The 16554-nt window shown below is 55.2% G+C and carries 19 protein-coding genes; 11 read left to right on the forward strand and 8 right to left on the reverse strand.

Going from position 1 to position 16554, the window contains the following annotated elements:
- Window positions 1–152: 152 nt before the first annotated feature.
- The 4 genes from P1X16_RS28360 to P1X16_RS28375 all read right to left on the reverse strand — a co-directional run bounded on the left by P1X16_RS28360 (window position 153) and on the right by P1X16_RS28375 (window position 3964).
- Window positions 153–2885 carry a carboxypeptidase-like regulatory domain-containing protein gene (locus P1X16_RS28360; RefSeq protein ID WP_277236105.1) on the reverse strand — a complete coding sequence of 911 codons (2733 nt, stop codon included), beginning with the start codon at window positions 2883–2885 and terminating at the stop codon, window positions 153–155.
- 79 nt (window positions 2886–2964) lie between these two features.
- Window positions 2965–3096 carry a hypothetical protein gene (locus P1X16_RS28365; RefSeq protein WP_277236106.1) on the reverse strand — a complete coding sequence of 44 codons (132 nt, stop codon included), beginning with the start codon at window positions 3094–3096 and terminating at the stop codon, window positions 2965–2967.
- A gap of 2 nt (window positions 3097–3098) precedes the next feature.
- Window positions 3099–3593 carry a hypothetical protein gene (locus tag P1X16_RS28370; protein ID WP_277236107.1) on the reverse strand — a complete coding sequence of 165 codons (495 nt, stop codon included), beginning with the start codon at window positions 3591–3593 and terminating at the stop codon, window positions 3099–3101.
- A 206-nt stretch (window positions 3594–3799) separates the two neighbouring features.
- Window positions 3800–3964, reverse strand: coding sequence for a hypothetical protein (locus tag P1X16_RS28375; protein WP_277236108.1), 165 nt, complete (start codon window positions 3962–3964; stop codon window positions 3800–3802).
- A 334-nt stretch (window positions 3965–4298) separates the two neighbouring features.
- Here P1X16_RS28375 and P1X16_RS28380 point away from each other — a divergent pair, with 334 nt between their 5' ends.
- From P1X16_RS28380 to P1X16_RS28410, 7 genes are all read left to right on the forward strand, one after another.
- Window positions 4299–4742: an HNH endonuclease gene (locus P1X16_RS28380; RefSeq protein WP_277236110.1), complete on the forward strand. Its 444-nt coding sequence runs from the start codon at window positions 4299–4301 to the stop codon at window positions 4740–4742.
- 582 nt (window positions 4743–5324) lie between these two features.
- A complete protein-coding gene (locus tag P1X16_RS28385; protein ID WP_277236112.1) occupies window positions 5325–5702 on the forward strand; it encodes a hypothetical protein in 378 nt (125 codons plus the stop codon).
- Between the two features lie 154 nt (window positions 5703–5856).
- Complete coding sequence (locus P1X16_RS28390) at window positions 5857–6057, forward strand: hypothetical protein (protein ID WP_277236114.1); 201 nt, start codon at window positions 5857–5859, stop codon at window positions 6055–6057.
- Window positions 6058–6117: 60 nt separating this feature from the next.
- Window positions 6118–6402, forward strand: a complete 285-nt coding sequence (locus P1X16_RS28395; protein ID WP_277236116.1) for a hypothetical protein — start codon at window positions 6118–6120, stop codon at window positions 6400–6402.
- A gap of 204 nt (window positions 6403–6606) precedes the next feature.
- Entirely contained in the window at window positions 6607–7206 is a 600-nt protein-coding gene (locus tag P1X16_RS28400) for a hypothetical protein (protein ID WP_277236118.1), read from the forward strand.
- A 181-nt stretch (window positions 7207–7387) separates the two neighbouring features.
- Window positions 7388–7786 (forward strand): hypothetical protein, encoded by a 399-nt coding sequence (locus P1X16_RS28405; protein WP_277236120.1) that lies wholly within the window; start codon window positions 7388–7390, stop codon window positions 7784–7786.
- 18 nt (window positions 7787–7804) lie between these two features.
- Complete coding sequence (locus P1X16_RS28410; RefSeq protein WP_277236122.1) at window positions 7805–8761, forward strand: XF1762 family protein; 957 nt, start codon at window positions 7805–7807, stop codon at window positions 8759–8761.
- A 326-nt stretch (window positions 8762–9087) separates the two neighbouring features.
- Here P1X16_RS28410 and P1X16_RS28415 read toward each other — a convergent pair whose 3' ends face one another.
- Complete coding sequence (locus tag P1X16_RS28415) at window positions 9088–9609, reverse strand: hypothetical protein (protein ID WP_277236124.1); 522 nt, start codon at window positions 9607–9609, stop codon at window positions 9088–9090.
- Between the two features lie 332 nt (window positions 9610–9941).
- On the opposite strand from P1X16_RS28415, the gene P1X16_RS28420 reads away from it, so the two are divergent.
- The 4 genes from P1X16_RS28420 (at window position 9942) to P1X16_RS28435 (ending at window position 14988) form a co-directional block, all read left to right on the forward strand.
- Entirely contained in the window at window positions 9942–10244 is a 303-nt protein-coding gene (locus P1X16_RS28420; protein ID WP_277236125.1) for a transposase, read from the forward strand.
- A 221-nt stretch (window positions 10245–10465) separates the two neighbouring features.
- Window positions 10466–11125 carry an IS3 family transposase gene (locus P1X16_RS28425; RefSeq protein WP_277236127.1) on the forward strand — a complete coding sequence of 220 codons (660 nt, stop codon included), beginning with the start codon at window positions 10466–10468 and terminating at the stop codon, window positions 11123–11125.
- A 1250-nt stretch (window positions 11126–12375) separates the two neighbouring features.
- Window positions 12376–13413 carry a nucleoid-associated protein gene (locus P1X16_RS28430; protein WP_277236128.1) on the forward strand — a complete coding sequence of 346 codons (1038 nt, stop codon included), beginning with the start codon at window positions 12376–12378 and terminating at the stop codon, window positions 13411–13413.
- A gap of 9 nt (window positions 13414–13422) precedes the next feature.
- On the forward strand, window positions 13423–14988 hold the full coding sequence (locus P1X16_RS28435; RefSeq protein ID WP_277236130.1) for a hypothetical protein: 1566 nt from the start codon (window positions 13423–13425) through the stop codon (window positions 14986–14988).
- Window positions 14989–15209: 221 nt separating this feature from the next.
- Here P1X16_RS28435 and P1X16_RS28440 read toward each other — a convergent pair whose 3' ends face one another.
- The 3 genes from P1X16_RS28440 to P1X16_RS28450 all read right to left on the reverse strand — a co-directional run bounded on the left by P1X16_RS28440 (window position 15210) and on the right by P1X16_RS28450 (window position 16531).
- Window positions 15210–15464: a hypothetical protein gene (locus P1X16_RS28440; protein WP_277236132.1), complete on the reverse strand. Its 255-nt coding sequence runs from the start codon at window positions 15462–15464 to the stop codon at window positions 15210–15212.
- A 136-nt stretch (window positions 15465–15600) separates the two neighbouring features.
- A complete protein-coding gene (locus tag P1X16_RS28445) occupies window positions 15601–16005 on the reverse strand; it encodes a transposase (protein WP_277236134.1) in 405 nt (134 codons plus the stop codon).
- Entirely contained in the window at window positions 15917–16531 is a 615-nt protein-coding gene (locus P1X16_RS28450) for a transposase (protein ID WP_277236136.1), read from the reverse strand. The genes P1X16_RS28445 and P1X16_RS28450 overlap by 89 nt, the downstream gene beginning before the upstream one ends.
- Window positions 16532–16554: the final 23 nt, after the last annotated feature.

Genomic DNA, 16554 nt, shown 5'->3' on the forward strand with positions numbered 1-16554 from the left:
GTAGAGCATGATACCATGAGTGAAAAGGAAGAAGCAAGGGGGAAAGGGACGAGGTTGTAAAGCGGAGTATTATGCGTATATACGAACAAAAAACTTACTAAAAAGGCTCCTGAACGACCGTTAAGCCGCCCAGGAGCCTGGTAGCACGCGTGTTATTTCAATTCTAAATTCAGGCCCAGATACACCAGCCGGCCCACCTGCGGGCCACCGTAGATTTGCACGTTACGGGCATTGGTCAGATTCGAGCCACCCACCTGTACGGAGGTCCCCAGTTTCGGGAAGGTATAGTTGAGCTGTCCGTCCAGCGATTGGATGCTGCGCAGCGTGCCGGCCGCGAACGGCGACTCGAACAGGTAGGACTGGGCCCAGCGGTAATTGGTGCTGTAGCTGAACTGTTTGATGGCGCCGTACGCGCCCACGTTGTACTTGTGTTTGGGCGTGTTGAAGTAGCTCTGAAAGTTGTCGGGCAGATTGTTCTCGTTCAACACGTTGAGTGAGTAGTTGCCCGTCAGGTTCAGGGCCGGGGAAACGGCATAGGTAAGGGCCACCAGTCCCCCCGAGGCGCGTACCTCCTGGGTGGCATTGGCTTGCACCTGAATGACGCGGGTGGTTTGGTCGGGCGTCTGAAACGGGGCCAGGTTGGCGGCCGCCGCGCCTAGCTGCGCAAGAGTCGGGCGCGAGCCGTCCACGTTGGAAATCAGGCGCACCTGGCCGATGAAATCCCGGTAACGACTGAAATAGTAGGCGGCATCCACGCTGAGCTGATCGGTGAGTTGGGCTTTGTAGCCCGTCTCGACGGTGGCTACGCGCTCGGGGCGCAGCCGGTCGGTACTCACTTCATAGGGAGCGAGCAGCTCGGGAGCCCCGGCCCCGGCCCGCAGGATGGTGCCCAACTCGGTGGCCACCGGCATGCCGTAGCCGGCAAAGCCGTTGCTGATGTTGCCCACCAGCAGGACGCGGCGCAGATCCAGGGATAAGTACTGGCCCTGCTGGGTGGGGCTGCGGTAGGCCTGGTTGTAGCTCACGCGCAGGTTGTGCAGGTGGGCGTCGTCGATGGAGTATACGGCCGAGGCGCGGGGCGAGAAAACGGCCTTGAAGTTTTTGCTGCGGTCCACGCGGGCGGCGGCGGTCAGTTTGAGGTGGTCGGCCACTAAACTCTTGGACTGGACCTGCGCGTACGCGCCGTATTCGTTGTTGCGAATGCGCTTGCCGTCGCGGTCAGCAAACAACTGCCCGTTCGAGCCGAGCCGGAACTCGCGGTAGGCCCCGCCGAGGACGATATCAGCAAACCGCTGACGAAACTCGTACTGCGCACTCAGGTCGGAAAGCAGGGAGTTGGGATTCACCCGCGAGCCGATGCCGGAGGTGGGGTCGGAAATAACCTGCTGCCGCAGCGTGGCGAACTCCGGCGAGCCGGCCGGGAGCTGGACGGGGGCCCCGGCTCCGAGCCCGGCCTGCCCCGCGCCGGCCACGTCGCCGGGATTGCGGGCCAGGTACGTGTTGTAGGCCCGGGCGTACGCGCCGAAGTACTGCTGGGCGTAGGAGAGGTTGGCCGCCCCGGAGCGCGGGTCCACCGCGGTTTGCATAAAGGACCCGGTGAAAGGCAGATCGTAGGTGTCGTTGCCGAAATCCTGGGTCTGGTAGGCCCGCACAAACCAGTTCTCGCTGCGTAGCTCGACGCGGGCTTGGTTGGAAGCAAAATTCTTGAAGCGGTAGCGGTTGGTGAGCTGATAACCCGTGGTGCCTGAAGCGCGCTTGAACTCGGCCAGCAGCTTAATTTTGTCGGTCACCAGGAAGTGCAGCGACGGCACCACCCGGTAGAGCACGCCGTGGTTGTCGCCAGCAATGAGTTCACGCTCCGTCCAGCCGGGCATGAACACCGTTTTGCCGTTCAGCGCCCCGCCGGTGGGCCCAAACGTGTTACTCACGTCGCCGTAGCGGTTGAGCGCATCGTAGCCCAGCGGCGAACCCTGCGCGTTATTATTGGGAACGTAGCGCAGGTCGAAGGGGGCATCGCTGTCGGCAATCCATTCCAAGGCCCGGGCGTAGGAGCCCGTAAGCTTGAAGGCGAAACGGCGGCCGAGCTTGACGGCGTAGCGCAGCTGCCCGTCCACGTAGTCGCGGTTGCCGCCGCGCAAACGCACGTTCAAGCCCTCGTAGAGGAAGGGGTCCTTGGAAGTGGTCAGCACCACGCCATTAAAGGCGTTAGCCCCGTAGAGGGCCGAGGAAGAGCCGGACAGCACTTCGACGCTGGCGATATCGACTTCGGGCAAGCCGAGCGAGTTGCCGGCGTTGATGTTCAAACTCGGGGATTGGGTGTCCATGTAGTCCACGAACTGCACGAGGCGCTCGGAGTTGGACCCGTTGAAGCCGCGCGTGCTCAGACTGGCGTTGAACACGCCGCTCGTCGTTATGTCCACCCCTTTCTGCCGGGCCAGGCCCTGGATCAGGTCAACCTGGGTGAGCCGGGCCACGGCCGCGGCGTTGAGCTTGTCTACGGTGACGGGCGCTTGGAGGGCCCGCTCTTCCCGGCGGGAAGCCGATACAACCACTTCGTTCACCAGGGTTTGGGAAGGGGCCAACACGATGCGCAGCGGGGCATCGGCCGAGGTGAGCGTATCGTACTGGGTTTCGTAGCCGATGTAGGACGTGGCAATGACCAGAGGAAAAGCCTGCGTGGCGGGCACGGTAATTACAAACTGGCCGAGGCTGTTAGTGGGAACCGCTAGATACGTGCCCTTAATAAAAATAGTAGCCCCGGGCAGGCCTTCGCCCGTGTCGGTGAGGACGGAACCGGTTAAGGAACGGGGCGGCACCGCCTGGGCCAGGGATACGACTGAGGATAGACTCAGCGCGGTGGCAAGCACAAAATAATGCTGTTTCATATAGTAGGTAAAAGGAGAAAAGGAACAGAGAAACGCAGATAGAAACCGGACTGGAAAAAGCCAGTTAAACAGGGGGTGCTTAGCGCACGGCAAAGCGCGTAATTCGGTGGCCCTGCCGCAGGGCGTACACGCCAGGGCGCAAACTGCCAATGTTGAAAGTCGCCGTGTGTATCTGCCGCACCAGCATGCCGCGGCCGTCGAGCACGTCCACGCTCAGGAGCGGATCGTGGCCCAGCAGGCGGACCGGCCCGCGCGCCGGGTTAGGCTGGGCCAATAGCGGCCCGGTGGGCCGGGCGTAAGGGCGGGGACCCGCAGCGAGGGGGGCAGGCGGCGGGAGAAGTCGAGCCGCACCACGCGATAGTAGAAAGCAGACTGGCACGTATCATCGTAGTGGTAACGGTGGGTGGCGTTGACGCGCACGTAATCATGGTACGTCCAGTGGTCGCCGTCGCTACTCCGCTCCACCCGGTACCCTTGGGTGTTGGTTTCCGGAACGGCGTTCCAGCGCAGGCGCGCCATCCGGGAGTTGAGGCGCTCGACCACCAGCCGGGGCCGGCCTAGATACAAGGGGGGCCGAATGCTGGTGGGCTGGGGGTGGGCCACCGCACCGTGCTTGGCCGGGCGGGGTTTATCCGGGCCGGTGGCGGGGGGGCTGCTGAGCGGGAGCAGCCAGCCAAGCAGCGCTAGCATCACGCTGGAATAGTGCACCAGACGAGAAGATGGCGCGGACGAAACGAAAAAAAGACTGCGCGGGGGAAGTGGGCCATAGCAGAAAGCAGAAGGTGAAAAAAGAACCAGGTAAGCCGCAAGGCAGCGGAGAAGGCCCGGCCAAATATACATTGTTGTGCGTAAATAGGCACAGAAAAAAAAGCTATTATCGAGGGGCGGCCAGCATTTATTTCTGCGTTACGGGCTCAGGTCGGCGGGGAAGCACTCACCCGGTTGATGCCGTAGATGGCGAGCCGGCGCAGCAGCACCGTGAGCGAGGCCTGGGACGGGCCCGCTAGGCGCAGCACGGTGAGCTGCTCGGCCGGGTCTTTATGCCAGTCGCTGGTAGCCCCGGCCGGCCGGGCAACCACCTGGCGCAGAAAGGGCAGCGTCGGAACCTTGCCCGGCATATAAACCGGCAGGTTGAACACGCGCGCCCGCCAGCTTCCGTCAGCGGCGACGGCGAGTTGGTAAAGCGGGGGCAGCACACGGGGCATAGGCGAAAAGCTTGTACGTATATACGCATAAGAACCAAGCCAGACTACTGAGCCGACAGCAGGCAGTGGGGAAAAGAAAGGGGGCTTCAGTGTTAAAAAATAGGGTGCAAACTAAGTGAAATAAGTTCCCGAAATGCGGTTTCATGGTACGTTATGTGCAATATATACATCAGAAAATCAATCACTTATACTTGTTTTTGCTTTGATTATGTGCCAGACCCTGACCACCGCCCGCCCTGACCGCAAGACCCTGAACCAAGGCCAGAACTGGATTTCGCCACCCAAGCGGCTGGCTTTATACATGAGGGATTCCTACGGGTGCTGCTATTGTGGGCGCGGGGTAGAAGTGGAAGGAGTGGTGCTAACGCTGGAACATATTGTTCCCTACTCCAAGGGAGGGGCCCTACTTGACCCTAACAACCTCATCACGGCTTGCCGGAGCTGCAACAGCGCCCGGGGCAATAAGGCGCTTACCACGTTTGTGAAAGCCAACGCTGAGAAGTGGGGCCGCAACGCTGATTGTATTCTAAGCTATATCCGCCGTCACCGCGCAATGCCCATTAACACCAAAGCCAGCAAGGCCATGATCGAGGAGCGTGGAAGCTGCCGTAAGGTGCTCGACATAGTAGTGCAAGGCGACCCCATTAAATAAGGGTCGCCATCAATTAAACCGGATTCATATTTGCTTTTTGTTTCTGCGAATCCGGTTTAATCTTAATTATGGAAGTGAGAGTCTGTATTTGTGGCTGCGAGCGACAATTAACCGGAGCTAAGCAGCAGCGACGGCATCCTGACTGCCGCCGCGATGAACGGCTGGCCCGTAGCAAGCGCTGGAAAGCAAACAAAAAACTCACAGACCCGGATTTTCAAAAGCGGGAAGCGGCGCGGGCTGCCAGTACTTACAGGGCCGACCCGGAACGGGCACGCCAACTATTACGCGACGGGGCCCGTGAGCGTCATGCCCGGGACCGCTTGGCAGCATTAGCGGCCTACGGGGGCAGCTGTACCTGCTGTGGCGAAGCGCGACCTCAGTTCTTAACACTTTAGCATCCCAACAAGGATGGCCCTAGTAGGGCCACACCATCGGACTAGCGCTGGAGCTTTTCTTAGGCGCTTGCGAAAAGCGGGATTTCCTAATGACTATAAAATTGAGGTATGCTGCTGGAATTGTCACATGGCCATTGACTTGTACGGGGCTTGCCCCCACCAAACAGAACAACCGGCCGGCTGAGTAATGAAAACCTGGAAATTTCGGTGCCCGGGTTCTTTAAGCCCTGATGAACTAGGCCGGCCGGAAGTCCCAACGGGCCCCGGCTTTTTTGTTGCCGTTTTGGTTGTAGTATTAAGCTATTCCCAACCCCGCACCCCCCGGCCCAAAGCCATACGCGACCCTTCCAAAATCCTGCTAGTGCTGCTCTTAGTAGGCGTGTTTCTGCTCACCCGTTCCGACAAGGTGCCGCACTGGCTTTCCTACTCCCTGATGCTGGCCGGGCTCGGCAGCAGTCGCTGGCTGGCCCCGGAGTGGTTCGAGGAAAGCTGGTTCACTACGTTGTGGCGCGTGGCTCTGGCCGTAGTCGGCGTGGGCCTGTTGCTCGAAGTTTTCACCGCCTAAAATGGGCGTATTCGGCAGGCAGCGGGGGAAAAAAATCGAACAATCATTAATTGCGTTTTAGGGGTAAAAACCGCTTTTTTTGGGCCTTCTAGGTACTTTTATTGTATGTATATAGATACACCGGCCAACGTTGCCCGGCTTATCTATTGCAGTTATGAATACCCCCGCCAAAGCCGCCTACCTCACCGCCCTAATTGCCGAAAGCGAGCGGCGCGAGCAGCGTTACGAAACCTTTTTGGTTGGAGCCACGACCCGCCCCGACACGCAGGCCGGCATTGCCCGCCTCGAAAACGAGCAGGCCCGCCAGCAGGAGCTGCGCACGGAGTTGGCCGCCCTGCCCCCCCTCGCCGCCTAATCATTCCTCACCCAAGCGCCGGGAGCCCTAGTGGCCCCGGCCCTTGTAATCCTTTTCGCCATGAGCCGAGCCCGCCGCCGCATGAAAAACGGCTTCACCCGCTTTCAAATCAAAGCCCACGCACTAAATCGCCGCCTCAGCGCCTGGCTTGCCGCCGGGCAGCCCGATAACGAGCGCCATTCTCGCCTGCTACGGGCCGACTGGCAAGCATTGGCCAGCCGCCAGTTGCGGGAGGCGCGGGGCCTGCAAAAGCCCGCCCACGACTCGATTAAGCCCGGCACCCGCGCCGATGCCCGCTATTCCCTGGCGCAGGCCCGCCTGACGCCGGGCGTAGTAACGGCCTAGCCCAGCCGCCGCCGAAGTCCAGCGCCCCGCCCATTCGGCGGGGCTTTTTTGCGCCCGGGAACCGAGGCAGTGGGGAGATAATATTGCCTGAAAATAAATGCAATAAAGTGCTAATACGTGCTTTAAAAGGCGTTTAATGGTTCAATTTGTGTGCTTATATACGTACGGTCGGCAACAAAGCCCGCCCCATCAATCCCTTTTCTGATGAGCCAGCACCACATACGCGTCACCCACTTGAGCGGAGCCACCCTGAAACTGGTAACCGGTTTCGACCCCCGGTTGCGCGAGTTCTTTTTGGAGCTGCGGGATGCGCGCTTAACTCCCCCCGACGAACGGCCCGAGGAGTTGAGTGAGGAAGCCCAGGCGGCATTGGATTTGAAACAGGCCGATTACGTCAACTATGACAGCTTGGGCGATGCCCAGCCGATGCGCTCAATTAGCGATGTGGAGGCCGTGTTGGAAGAAAACGGTGTGCCGTTCGGCAACGACGAGGACAACCCCGAGGGGCTCAACCCGCAGCTTTTGCCGCTGCTGATTGTTGTTATGAACGAGAAGGAGAACGGCGGCCCCGAAGTCGGGCGCATCATACGCGATTGGGACGCGGAGGCCGAGGAAGTTGAGACGGAACAGGCCGTCCTGCGCGACGAGCAGAACACCGAGTGGGCTGCCGAGGCCCGCGCCAACCGGGAGGCCGACCAAGAGCAGGAGCCAATGGGTAGCTGCGTTTGCACCCTGCCGCGTGAGCTATGCGATTTTCAGTGCCCCGATGGCCACCAGGCGCGGGCCGAGTTCGAGCAGGACTAGCCCCAGGGCCCGGCCCCTTCCAATGGAGGGGCCGGTGGGAGCCATAGCAGTGAGGGAGAAAAGTAAGTTTTGGACAGGCAATAAAACCCGTTCAGTCACCCTAAAACGGGCATTTTGGTGTAGTTTATGTATCTATATACGCACGTCCGGCACTGTCGCCGCCCGTAAAAACCGCCCCGCCATGTCCGTTGCCTCACTCGCTGCTTTTGCCCGGATGCACGCCTCCCACGCTGCCTTCCTCGCCTCTTATAAGACCAGCCAGCGCCCGGCCGCGCAGGCGGAAGCCAAGGCCGCCGACGTGGCGTTTATGGCCGCGATGCCCGGCAGTACCGTGCTGGTAAAGGTTGAGTGGGAAAAGGGCGGCGTAGCCCCCGGCAAAGTGAGCATGGCATTTGAGAACGGCGACGTGCGCACGGAACACGGCGTCAATACGTGGGGGGAGTTCTGCCCGAGCAGCTACTCGCTGAGCGAAGCCAAGGCCTTTTTTCGGGCCGCTCAGGGATTGCTTGAAAGAGCGTGCGCCTTGGACGATGCCGACTACGTGCCGGCGGCCGGCATCCAGACGGCGCTCATTTTCTAGGCCCTTTCGCTCCTGCACATGATGCTTTTTAGTGGCCCCAGTACCGCCGGTACCCTGCCCCCGATGGGCGGGCAGCTGTTTGCCACGGGCCGGCTGCACACCGAGCCGCTGCCTTTTGACCAGGCCAAGGCCTACGTAGGCCGGCACCACCGCCACAACGAGCCGCCGGTAGGCCACGTGTTTTCGGTGGGCTGCTACTTCGACGGCGTGTTGGTCGGGGTGGCCATTGTCGGCCGTCCGGTGGCCCGTGCTTTGGACAACGGCAATACGCTGGAGGTAACCCGGGTATGCACCCAGGGCCACCCCGATGCGTGCTCGAAGCTCTACGCCGCCTGCCAGCAGCGGGCGCGGCTCAGGGGGTGCCGGAAGCTGATTACCTACACGCTCCAGAGTGAGAAGGCCAGCAGTGTGCGCGGGGCCAACTTCGTGCTGGCCAGCGGAAAGGCCGGCGGGGCCAAGTGGACCGGCAAACGCCAGGCCACCCGGCCGAGCGGGGCCACTGCCCAGAAGCTAAAGTGCCGGTGGGAAATTGCCCTCGAACCCGTGGCCACCGCCGCGCCGGAGCGCGACGCTTACCTGCCGTGGGTGCAGCGCCCGGAAAAGGCCGGGGCTGCGTTTGATTGCCTCATCTACCCGGGCCGGGCCTACGTTCACCAGCCGGGGCTGCCGGTGCCGCCGATGCCGGTGCAGGAGCTGGCCGGTTTGGTGGGCTTTGCTCCCAGCGTTGCGCAGCTGGCCGAGTTGCACGCGCTGGCCCATCTTGCCGATAAGGCCGGCTACCAGTTGCTGCTGGCCCGGCTCAACCCGCGGTTTCCGTTCTACCTGACCACGTGCCGCCACGGCGGGCAGCACCGCCAATCAATCCAGTGGTGCGACACCCACCTGAGCGGCGGCGACTGGCTACGGGTGTACCTGAGTAGAGCGCCCGGGGTGCCGCTGACCGGGAAGCTGGCCGAGCGATACGGCAGAAAATAACCCATCAAAAGCCGCTAAATACTTCACTTTTCCGTTATGCAGCACGACTTATTCCTGTCCCCATCAATGCCACCGAGGCCGATGGCTGGAAACTCGTTACGGCAGGCCTGCCCCAGTCATTCGACGAGGACGGCCTCACCGATGCTTCCAAGTGGCCACGGACGGGCGCACGAACATTTACCCGCACTATTTCAGCCGCAGCCAGCAGTAGATACAAACGGGCCACCACGGCACCATTTCTAACGTAACCCACTACCGCGCGTACCCGGCCGACCCGGTGGCGGCTACGCAGCTAGCGCTGGCGGTCCGGGCCGACCGGCGGTTCGTTACTGTTTTGCGGTGATGGTGAACGGTACGTCCAGCTGGTTGAGCTTCTGCTTTATATCTCGTAGCTCCAGCGGGTCACTGGCCAGAAAGTCCACGTAGTAGAAGGTTTTCTGCTTGCTGCCATTAGCTCGAATCTGCACCCCTTGCAGGCCGTTGTCTCTTACGGCGGCATAAAGAATTTTGTGCAGCGGCTTATCCGCCGCATCAACGCCGGCGAACAGGGCCCGCATCGGGGTGTTTTCGGAAATAAAATCCGGCTCCAGCGCCTTGACAAAGGCGGCGGGCAACGGGGGGGGCAGCGGCCCAACGAATTTCCAGTGGGTTACTAGGCGCTCTACGTGCTGGCCATAATCGCCAAAGTAATCATTGCCGCTCCAGTTGCCAGTGACATGATTGTAAACGGCGATGCCCACCTCACGGCTGGTAACCCCAATTATGACCAAGACCGGCTCGGAGTTTTCGTAGCCTTCCCAGCAGGGTGGGGGTTGGTCGGAGGCAAGCGTCCAGTCGTTGAGGTCCATTCAGAATTAATTTTATGGTGTGCCGCAAGATAGTCGGTGTAAACGAGCGGCGCGTGGGGCCCACACTGGGGTCGTTAGTCCGCCAGCTCTATGTCCGTTACATCGCGAGGGAAGTAAGCTGGACCGAAGTGCGGGATTTACGCGAAGCGCCTAATCAATTAAAACAAGTAAGCTGAACGGTTGCTTTGCGTTACCTTTCCCATTTCTTAGGATAGTGTACCGCTATGAGAGTTCCGTCCTTCTATTCCCCTCTACGGGGTATCGCCGTGGAGGAGGTCTGGTGAGAGGGTCTACTAAAGTGAGACAGAAAAGGGCGTTAACTTCCTTCTGTCATGAATTCAAAACCAACTAACAGTTCGCCGCGCAAGTGCCGCCGCTATGATGACGCTTTCCGAGCGGAAGCCTTGCACCTAGCCAGTGAAAGCCGGAGCACGCAAGCCGCGGCTCGTCAGCTCGGTATCAGTCCCAAATTGCTCTACAAGTGGCAGAAAGCTGAACACCCGGTGCTGGAAGTAGGCGTTGAGGAAAGCGAAAGCCTAGCCATGCGCCAGCTACGGGCCGAGAATCGACGCTTGCAACAGGAGCGCGACATCCTAAAAAAAGCCTTGGCCATCTTCATGCCGCCGACGTTATGAGCCGGTACCGCTTTGTCCGAGCGCAAACCCGGTACTATCCCATGCGTCAACTTTGTCAGGTATTCGGGGCAGTGGCCAGTTACTACCGGTGGCGGTAAAAAGTAGTGGCGTACTCCTGCGTGCCGGCTTGGGAAGGCGCGTTGTGCCAGGTGTTTTTTCAGCACAAACGACGGTATGGCACCCGTCGCTTACGGGCCGAATAGTGGGCCCAAAGGCACCGGGTGGGTCGTCATCGCATCCGCCACGCCCTGCGTCGGCGCGAACCCGTGGCCGTGCAGCCGCGCGCGTTTGTCCCGCGCACGACCCAGATTGAGCATGGTCCGCGGGTGGCGGCTAATCACGTGCTGAATCGACCCGCCCCCACGGCGGCCGACCAGGTCTGGGTGAGTGACATCACCTATTTACCGCTGCAAAATGGCTCGTGGGCGTATTTAGCGGCGTTTCAGGATGTCTATACCAAACGCGTGGTAGGCTGGCAAGTGCTCGGTAGTATGCCGGAGCAATTAGTGACCACGGCCTTACATCGGGTCCTGCTGAGCCGGCAACCGGCGGCGGGGTTACTCGTCCACTCTGATCGAGGCGGGCAATACTATAGCAACGCCTACCGACGCTTGCTCACGCAGCGGCAGCTAGTGCGTAGCATGAGCCGCCGTGGCGAGTGTTATGACAACGCGCAGGCAGAAAGCCTGTGGTCCCGCGTGAAAACGGAGCTGCTCCTCGCCTGCTCTGCCTTTGCTTCGGTCGCCGAGGCCCAAGCGGAACTGGCGACGTATTTTGACTACTACAATCACCAGCGGCGACACTCAGCGCTGGGCTATGAGTGCCCGCATTGCTTTGAACAACAAGCTCTTCTGCTTAAGACCCAACTTTGTCTCACTTAAGCCGACCACCTCAGAAAACTTACTAGCGTTGACGAGACAAGATAAAGTGCCTTGTTTGTTAAGTGTTCAGCCTGTTTATAAACCAGTAGGTAATAGGCGATCAAGGCGGCGGCGTTTACGCCTAACAGCATCATGTAGCCATCGAAAAGCGAAAGCATATTGGAGGATTTTAAAGGTTCAAGGTATTGATAGCGAATTAATACGGGTAGTAAGGACGAATATTTGAAGCGCCGTTATATATCGTGCTGTTTAAATATAAATAAGAATTATTAAATGTAATTAAAATTGTTATACAAGCTATCTCCTGCTGACAGCAAGCTGACTTGTAATGAGGTACTAATGCATTTGCGTTATGTATCACACCTGTATTGCGCATCGGCAAAAAAAGTCCATTACTGCAGCAAGAGTAAACGGCGCTAATCCTGAACCCACTGGTAAGAACTGGTAAAGAGGGGATGAGCGCTAGGCTGGAACCGCATTCATCGTAGCGTAGTCCAAAGAGGATCCGTGAGGTGGTTAAGCTATGCCGGACAGACCTGGGTGAAATGTTATAGGGGTGGGGTGGGTTGATTCAATACGGAACCCTTATGACAAGGGCCCTCTATCGGATCTTATCTGAAAGCTGGTGGCTGCTTAATAAGAGGGGCTAATAAAATGAGCCAGATAAGGGTATCATCTTCCTTCTGTTATGACTCAGAAACTGAACAACAGCTCACCGCGAAAGCGGCGGCGCTAGGATGAATCCTTCGGTCCGAAGCGTTGCGCTTGGCCAGCGAATACCATGACAACGCGCAGGCTGGAGTCTCTGGTCCCGGGTAAAAACGGAGGTGCTACTTAGCCGCGCCGAGTTCACTTTGGCAGCCAAAGCACAGGTGGAGTGGGCCACGTAGTTTGATTGCTACAGCCATCAACGACGACACTTCGCCTTATACTACCAGTGCCCGCATATGTTTGAACTGGTAGGGCTTGAGCGAATCTGCATAAAAATAAAGCTAAATAATTCCGCTGTTAATCAACTAGTTGAATTATTATTGCTAATTAAATTAGCAAAGTACAAATCAGTCACAACATCTACCAATTATTTTAGTATAATTGCATATGGTTATGGTGGCCGACAAGGGCATCAACTTAAAGAATAGCATTTACCACGGCAATCTTACTTCCATGCTAAAATAACTCCAGTTCCCGTAGTGTGATTTACAGGATGGCTCCGCCTGAAGTTCATAACTTTACAGCTTCAACCATTCTGTATGAATCTACTATTCTCTTCCCTTTACAAGGTTGGTCACGAAGCAAACGAGCCTCAAATTGTTACTGCTCATCACGATCGACCCGAAGCGGCGCAGTACATCAATGAACTTGTTCAACTCGTGCTAACCAATGCTAACAGGCGTAGCTACCACTTCCAAGGCGAGACGGTCGAAGTCTGCTCCGCTTTAGCTCAATATCACAACGGCAGCGGTGATTTGTGTTATCAACAAGCGGCCAGGATCATAGCCGCTAGATTGCATCGTACGGAACTAAGGGCCCGTGAGGATTCAAGTAACCTTGTTCACGAGATTCCGGTGGGAATTCTTATTCAAGCTTTTATTGAAGATGCGGTTAGCCGAAGATTACTGATCGTTAAGTCCGATCATGATCAGTTTCTTGATGATGAATCGTTCATGACTCGAGCTGGGCTACCAAAAAAGAAAAAAGTTTTCAAGGCTTTTTTGGCCGAGTTAAGCTTAGACGGAGAAATACTTGATCTATATGTTTGTGATAGCTCTGGAAGCCACAGTAAATACTGGTGGAGAGGCTTTTTAGAACTGCAAGAAAAAAGGGATGATGCTCATAATACCAAAACATTTTGGGATGCTCTCGACAGAGAAGTTTTAATGCCGCTTAAAAAGAAACATCGGGTAGATCACGAAATTATTCGCAACGCAATGATTTTGTATGTGAAGTCCAATGATCATTTTGAGCTAAGCGATTTCATTCAAACTACGGTCGGCAAGTACGAGCCAGAGGATGATAGTCTCTCTGTTACAAACTTAACTCAAGCGTTACGGGATCTGCCTACAAAAAGAGCTAATAAACTATTTGATACTTCGTTTGGTATCGTAAAAAAAGAAATAAAAGCTCGATTCAAAAGAACTTATGCGGTCACAGAAGATATTGACCTAGTAATCAAATCCGGCTTGGAGGATTTTAAAGGCGAAATCCAAGCTATTGAAGAAGAGGGGATCAAATATTTAAAAATAAGAACCAATCAAGATATTTATAACACTTTCTCGAAGCCCGAATAGCAAAGCACCATGAAGCCAGTTGAAAATATATTAAATCTATTTAGCTTCACGAAAAGTGAAAATATTTCGGTTTATGAAGATTTCAACCGGTTTGAATTAAAGATTAAAGCTGATAAGCTCTTTTTACCGGATAGCAATAATTTTGCAATTGCCATTGATGAGTTGTTGAAAATAAGTGAATTTCGCATCAACGTTTCCTGCGATGATCGTGATTCAGTGAGTTTGTTTGCAACTTCGAGCACTGTTAATGTCAAGGAATTCTTAGCCGAGTTAGCCGAGGAAATCGAATACGATTTTGAAGGGTGCCGGTTTGAAATTGCGTGTGATAAGCATACAAAGCAAGAAGTAGTACCAATATTTGCTTTAACTCAATTTTTAAGTTACTTCCATTCCCTCAGTTCTCGTGAGCAGTTACAATTACTCTGGAAAAGGTTTGAGGTAAACCAATACTTAGCTTTCGAAATCCTTGATGGCCAAGGGGCCGAGTTTGGTAGCGACTCGATATTCTTTTTGAAAAATAGGAGTGGTCTCTCAGCCGATGAGAAAGCTACTAGTATGCAAATGAGAGCGGGGCGCTTTAATTCGATTCGCAACGTTTGTCACTTTGAAAGTGCCAATGAATGTCAGTTTATTCCGGACGACTTCAAAGTAACTAAAAGTCAGGATTGTCCCCCCGCCCTGATTGAGTTGCTAAATCACTTATGTAGTTTAGTATCCGTGGTAAGCTTGTTCGATATCACTCGGCTCACTAAGGATGGTCTCGAGTATAAGCTCAACGGTTATAAGTCTGTTAGCGATACTGTACTGACCAACCAAATTCATTCTGAATCAGGAGACCTATATTATCAAATATACGATTGGGTGTACCGCAGTGGCAACCTTAGTGATAAGATCGGTTTAACGCGCAACCTTTTATCTATTCATCTGCTCTCGACTAAAACGCTGGAGCTGAGGGGTAACCCTTTTGATTCCATTAAATCATCTTTTGAGATTTATTTAAAGCAGAATATTAAACAATATATCGAACTACGAAGCAAAATATCGGATCAGATAGTTGATCAAACTAATAAAGCGACGAAAATAGCGGAAGAGTTTGCTGGTAGTTACAAGAAAAGCATTATGGCTTTTGTTTCTTTCTTTGCCAGTATTATTATCGCCAAAGTATTTACTACAAAGCAGCTGAATGGCGCGTTTACGCGGGAGGCTACCGGAGTGGCGCTAGCCTTTTTGGGAATAGCTACCATTTACTTTGTAGCCTCGTACGTTGAGTTTGGAGCCGAAAAAACCAGGTTTGTTAAAAATTATCAAAATTTAAAAAGCAGATTCCGGGATCTTCTCGTTGAAGAGGACATTAACAGAATTGTTGATAATGATCAAGTGCATTTAGATGACTTAGCTTACATGAACGCCAAAGTTAAACGGTTCAGTGGCTTATGGATTTCAACTATATTAATTATGCTTGCTACTTTATTCTCGTTGTCTGACACGTACAATTTTGCGTCGTTCAAAAAATGGGTTGGAACATTTTCAGTTTCCGCGCAACTGCCTGCATCTGCGCAAATAAAAAAAAACTAAAATAAGGGGTTTCTCTTATTCCAACATACTTGCGAAGTATCCTGTAGGCCTTCTCGCTATTTCAAGTCAGCGCTATTTTTGCGTTTCATAAAGCTTGGAGACTGCTCACTTTATTGCCCCAGTTTCTACTCTGCATGAGTTGATGCGCCGAGCCCTCGGGTGAGGCCTACTAAAGTTGCCTAAGAAATTTTTAAAGAGTAGCGAAACGTTAGTTTCCCTGCTTATAGGTTGGGTAGTTGAACCCACTCATCATAAGTTGCCAGCTGTCTGGTGCTAACGAAGGAGCGGCAGCAATGCTCATGGTAGAGTACCGCGTCGTAGTAGACCTCTACGAAGAAGCTACCCAGGTAATAGAGACTCAAGCGGGAGCCGGTTTCGTCGAAACGCTTTGCTAAGTACTTGCCTTCCATTAGCACGAAGGTCAGCTGCGTACGGGCACTGAGGTGATTGAAGGCCGCAAAAGAAAGTAAGGGCATGCCCTAAGAAACAAAAAAAGCCCTGATCGGGATCAAATCTTTTGTTGCAGCCCCGGGCACTACTGATCGGAGTATTTGTAGCAGTCAAATCCGGAGCCTAGCCTGTTGTTTGGCATTTTATGAATGATGTTGAAAGTCAAGGGTTGAGGGCCAGTTTTGACGAAAAATCGGCTTGATAGGGCTGGCCCAACTTGACAATGGCAAAGGCTTGCTTGAGGAGCTTGTTGCAGACGGCAATCAGAGCCAGCTTCTTGTTCTTGCCCTTGGCCACCAGCCGATCATAGAGCGCCTGGCAGGCCTTGTTCCTCTTCTTGGCCGCGAAGCTGCACATGAAGAACTTGCCCCGGATCAGCCCGCCTCCCATCTTGGTAATGCGCACCTTACCCCGAATACTGGGACCGGAGCTATGCTCACGTGGGGAAAGACCAGCTAAGGCAATGAGTTGGCGGTAGTTATCGAAGCGATGGAAGCCCCCGGCAAACAATAAGAGTATGCCTGCCGTCTTGCGTCCAATCCCCGGGATGGAGCACAAAAGCGTCATCTCGGCTTGAAAAGCGCTGTTCCAACAAGGTCAGCAACTCGGCTTCGACGGTTTGCACTTGTTTAGTGAGCGCTTGGAGCGTCTGTTGCAGCTGTTTCAAGGCGAGCTTGCTAATGACCGGCTGCTGCCCTAAGGCTTCTAGCGCATTGCTGACCATGGTTTTCTGCTTGAGTAGTTGCTCATTGACCTGCTCTAACTGCCGGCACTCCACCAGCACTTGCTCGTCGGGTTGCCACACCTTCACGGCTTGCTGCTGGCCATAGCGCAAGAGCCACTGCGCATCTTTGCAGTCGCTCTTGCCTTTGCTTAAATGCATCTGGATGAAGCGCTTGATGACTAAGGGATTGAGTACGGCCACTTGCCCGCCGTGCCCCTGTAGGTAGTACGCCAAGGCTAAGTAGTAGGCGCCCGTGGCTTCCATGACAAACAAGCACTGCGTACCACAAGTCTGCACCAGATGCTGAAAGCCTACTTTGTTGTTGCTGACTTCTAGGTGCGTTACCTGCTGGTTCGCTTGATAGCACACCGCCAGCGGTCAGGTTAAAGCCT

Source organism: Hymenobacter sp. YC55 (genome assembly GCF_029433095.1).
Taxonomy (GTDB): Bacteria; Bacteroidota; Bacteroidia; order Cytophagales; family Hymenobacteraceae; genus Hymenobacter.

Bases quoted from the DNA above. Each gene is read 5' to 3' on its own strand.
- P1X16_RS28405 (WP_277236120.1), top strand. From the start codon at position 7,388: ATGTCCGTTGCCTCACTCGCTGCTTTTGCCCGGATGCACGCCTCCCAC.
- P1X16_RS28390 (WP_277236114.1), top strand. From the start codon at position 5,857: ATGAATACCCCCGCCAAAGCCGCCTACCTCACCGCCCTAATTGCCGAA.
- P1X16_RS28415 (WP_277236124.1), bottom strand. From the start codon at position 9,609: ATGGACCTCAACGACTGGACGCTTGCCTCCGACCAACCCCCACCCTGC.
- P1X16_RS28380 (WP_277236110.1), top strand. From the start codon at position 4,299: ATGTGCCAGACCCTGACCACCGCCCGCCCTGACCGCAAGACCCTGAAC.
- P1X16_RS28360 (WP_277236105.1), bottom strand. From the start codon at position 2,885: ATGAAACAGCATTATTTTGTGCTTGCCACCGCGCTGAGTCTATCCTCA.
- P1X16_RS28410 (WP_277236122.1), top strand. From the start codon at position 7,805: ATGATGCTTTTTAGTGGCCCCAGTACCGCCGGTACCCTGCCCCCGATG.
- P1X16_RS28395 (WP_277236116.1), top strand. From the start codon at position 6,118: ATGAGCCGAGCCCGCCGCCGCATGAAAAACGGCTTCACCCGCTTTCAA.
- P1X16_RS28440 (WP_277236132.1), bottom strand. From the start codon at position 15,464: ATGCCCTTACTTTCTTTTGCGGCCTTCAATCACCTCAGTGCCCGTACG.
- P1X16_RS28385 (WP_277236112.1), top strand. From the start codon at position 5,325: ATGAAAACCTGGAAATTTCGGTGCCCGGGTTCTTTAAGCCCTGATGAA.
- P1X16_RS28430 (WP_277236128.1), top strand. From the start codon at position 12,376: ATGAATCTACTATTCTCTTCCCTTTACAAGGTTGGTCACGAAGCAAAC.
- P1X16_RS28400 (WP_277236118.1), top strand. From the start codon at position 6,607: ATGAGCCAGCACCACATACGCGTCACCCACTTGAGCGGAGCCACCCTG.
- P1X16_RS28445 (WP_277236134.1), bottom strand. From the start codon at position 16,005: ATGACGCTTTTGTGCTCCATCCCGGGGATTGGACGCAAGACGGCAGGC.
- P1X16_RS28420 (WP_277236125.1), top strand. From the start codon at position 9,942: ATGAATTCAAAACCAACTAACAGTTCGCCGCGCAAGTGCCGCCGCTAT.
- P1X16_RS28435 (WP_277236130.1), top strand. From the start codon at position 13,423: ATGAAGCCAGTTGAAAATATATTAAATCTATTTAGCTTCACGAAAAGT.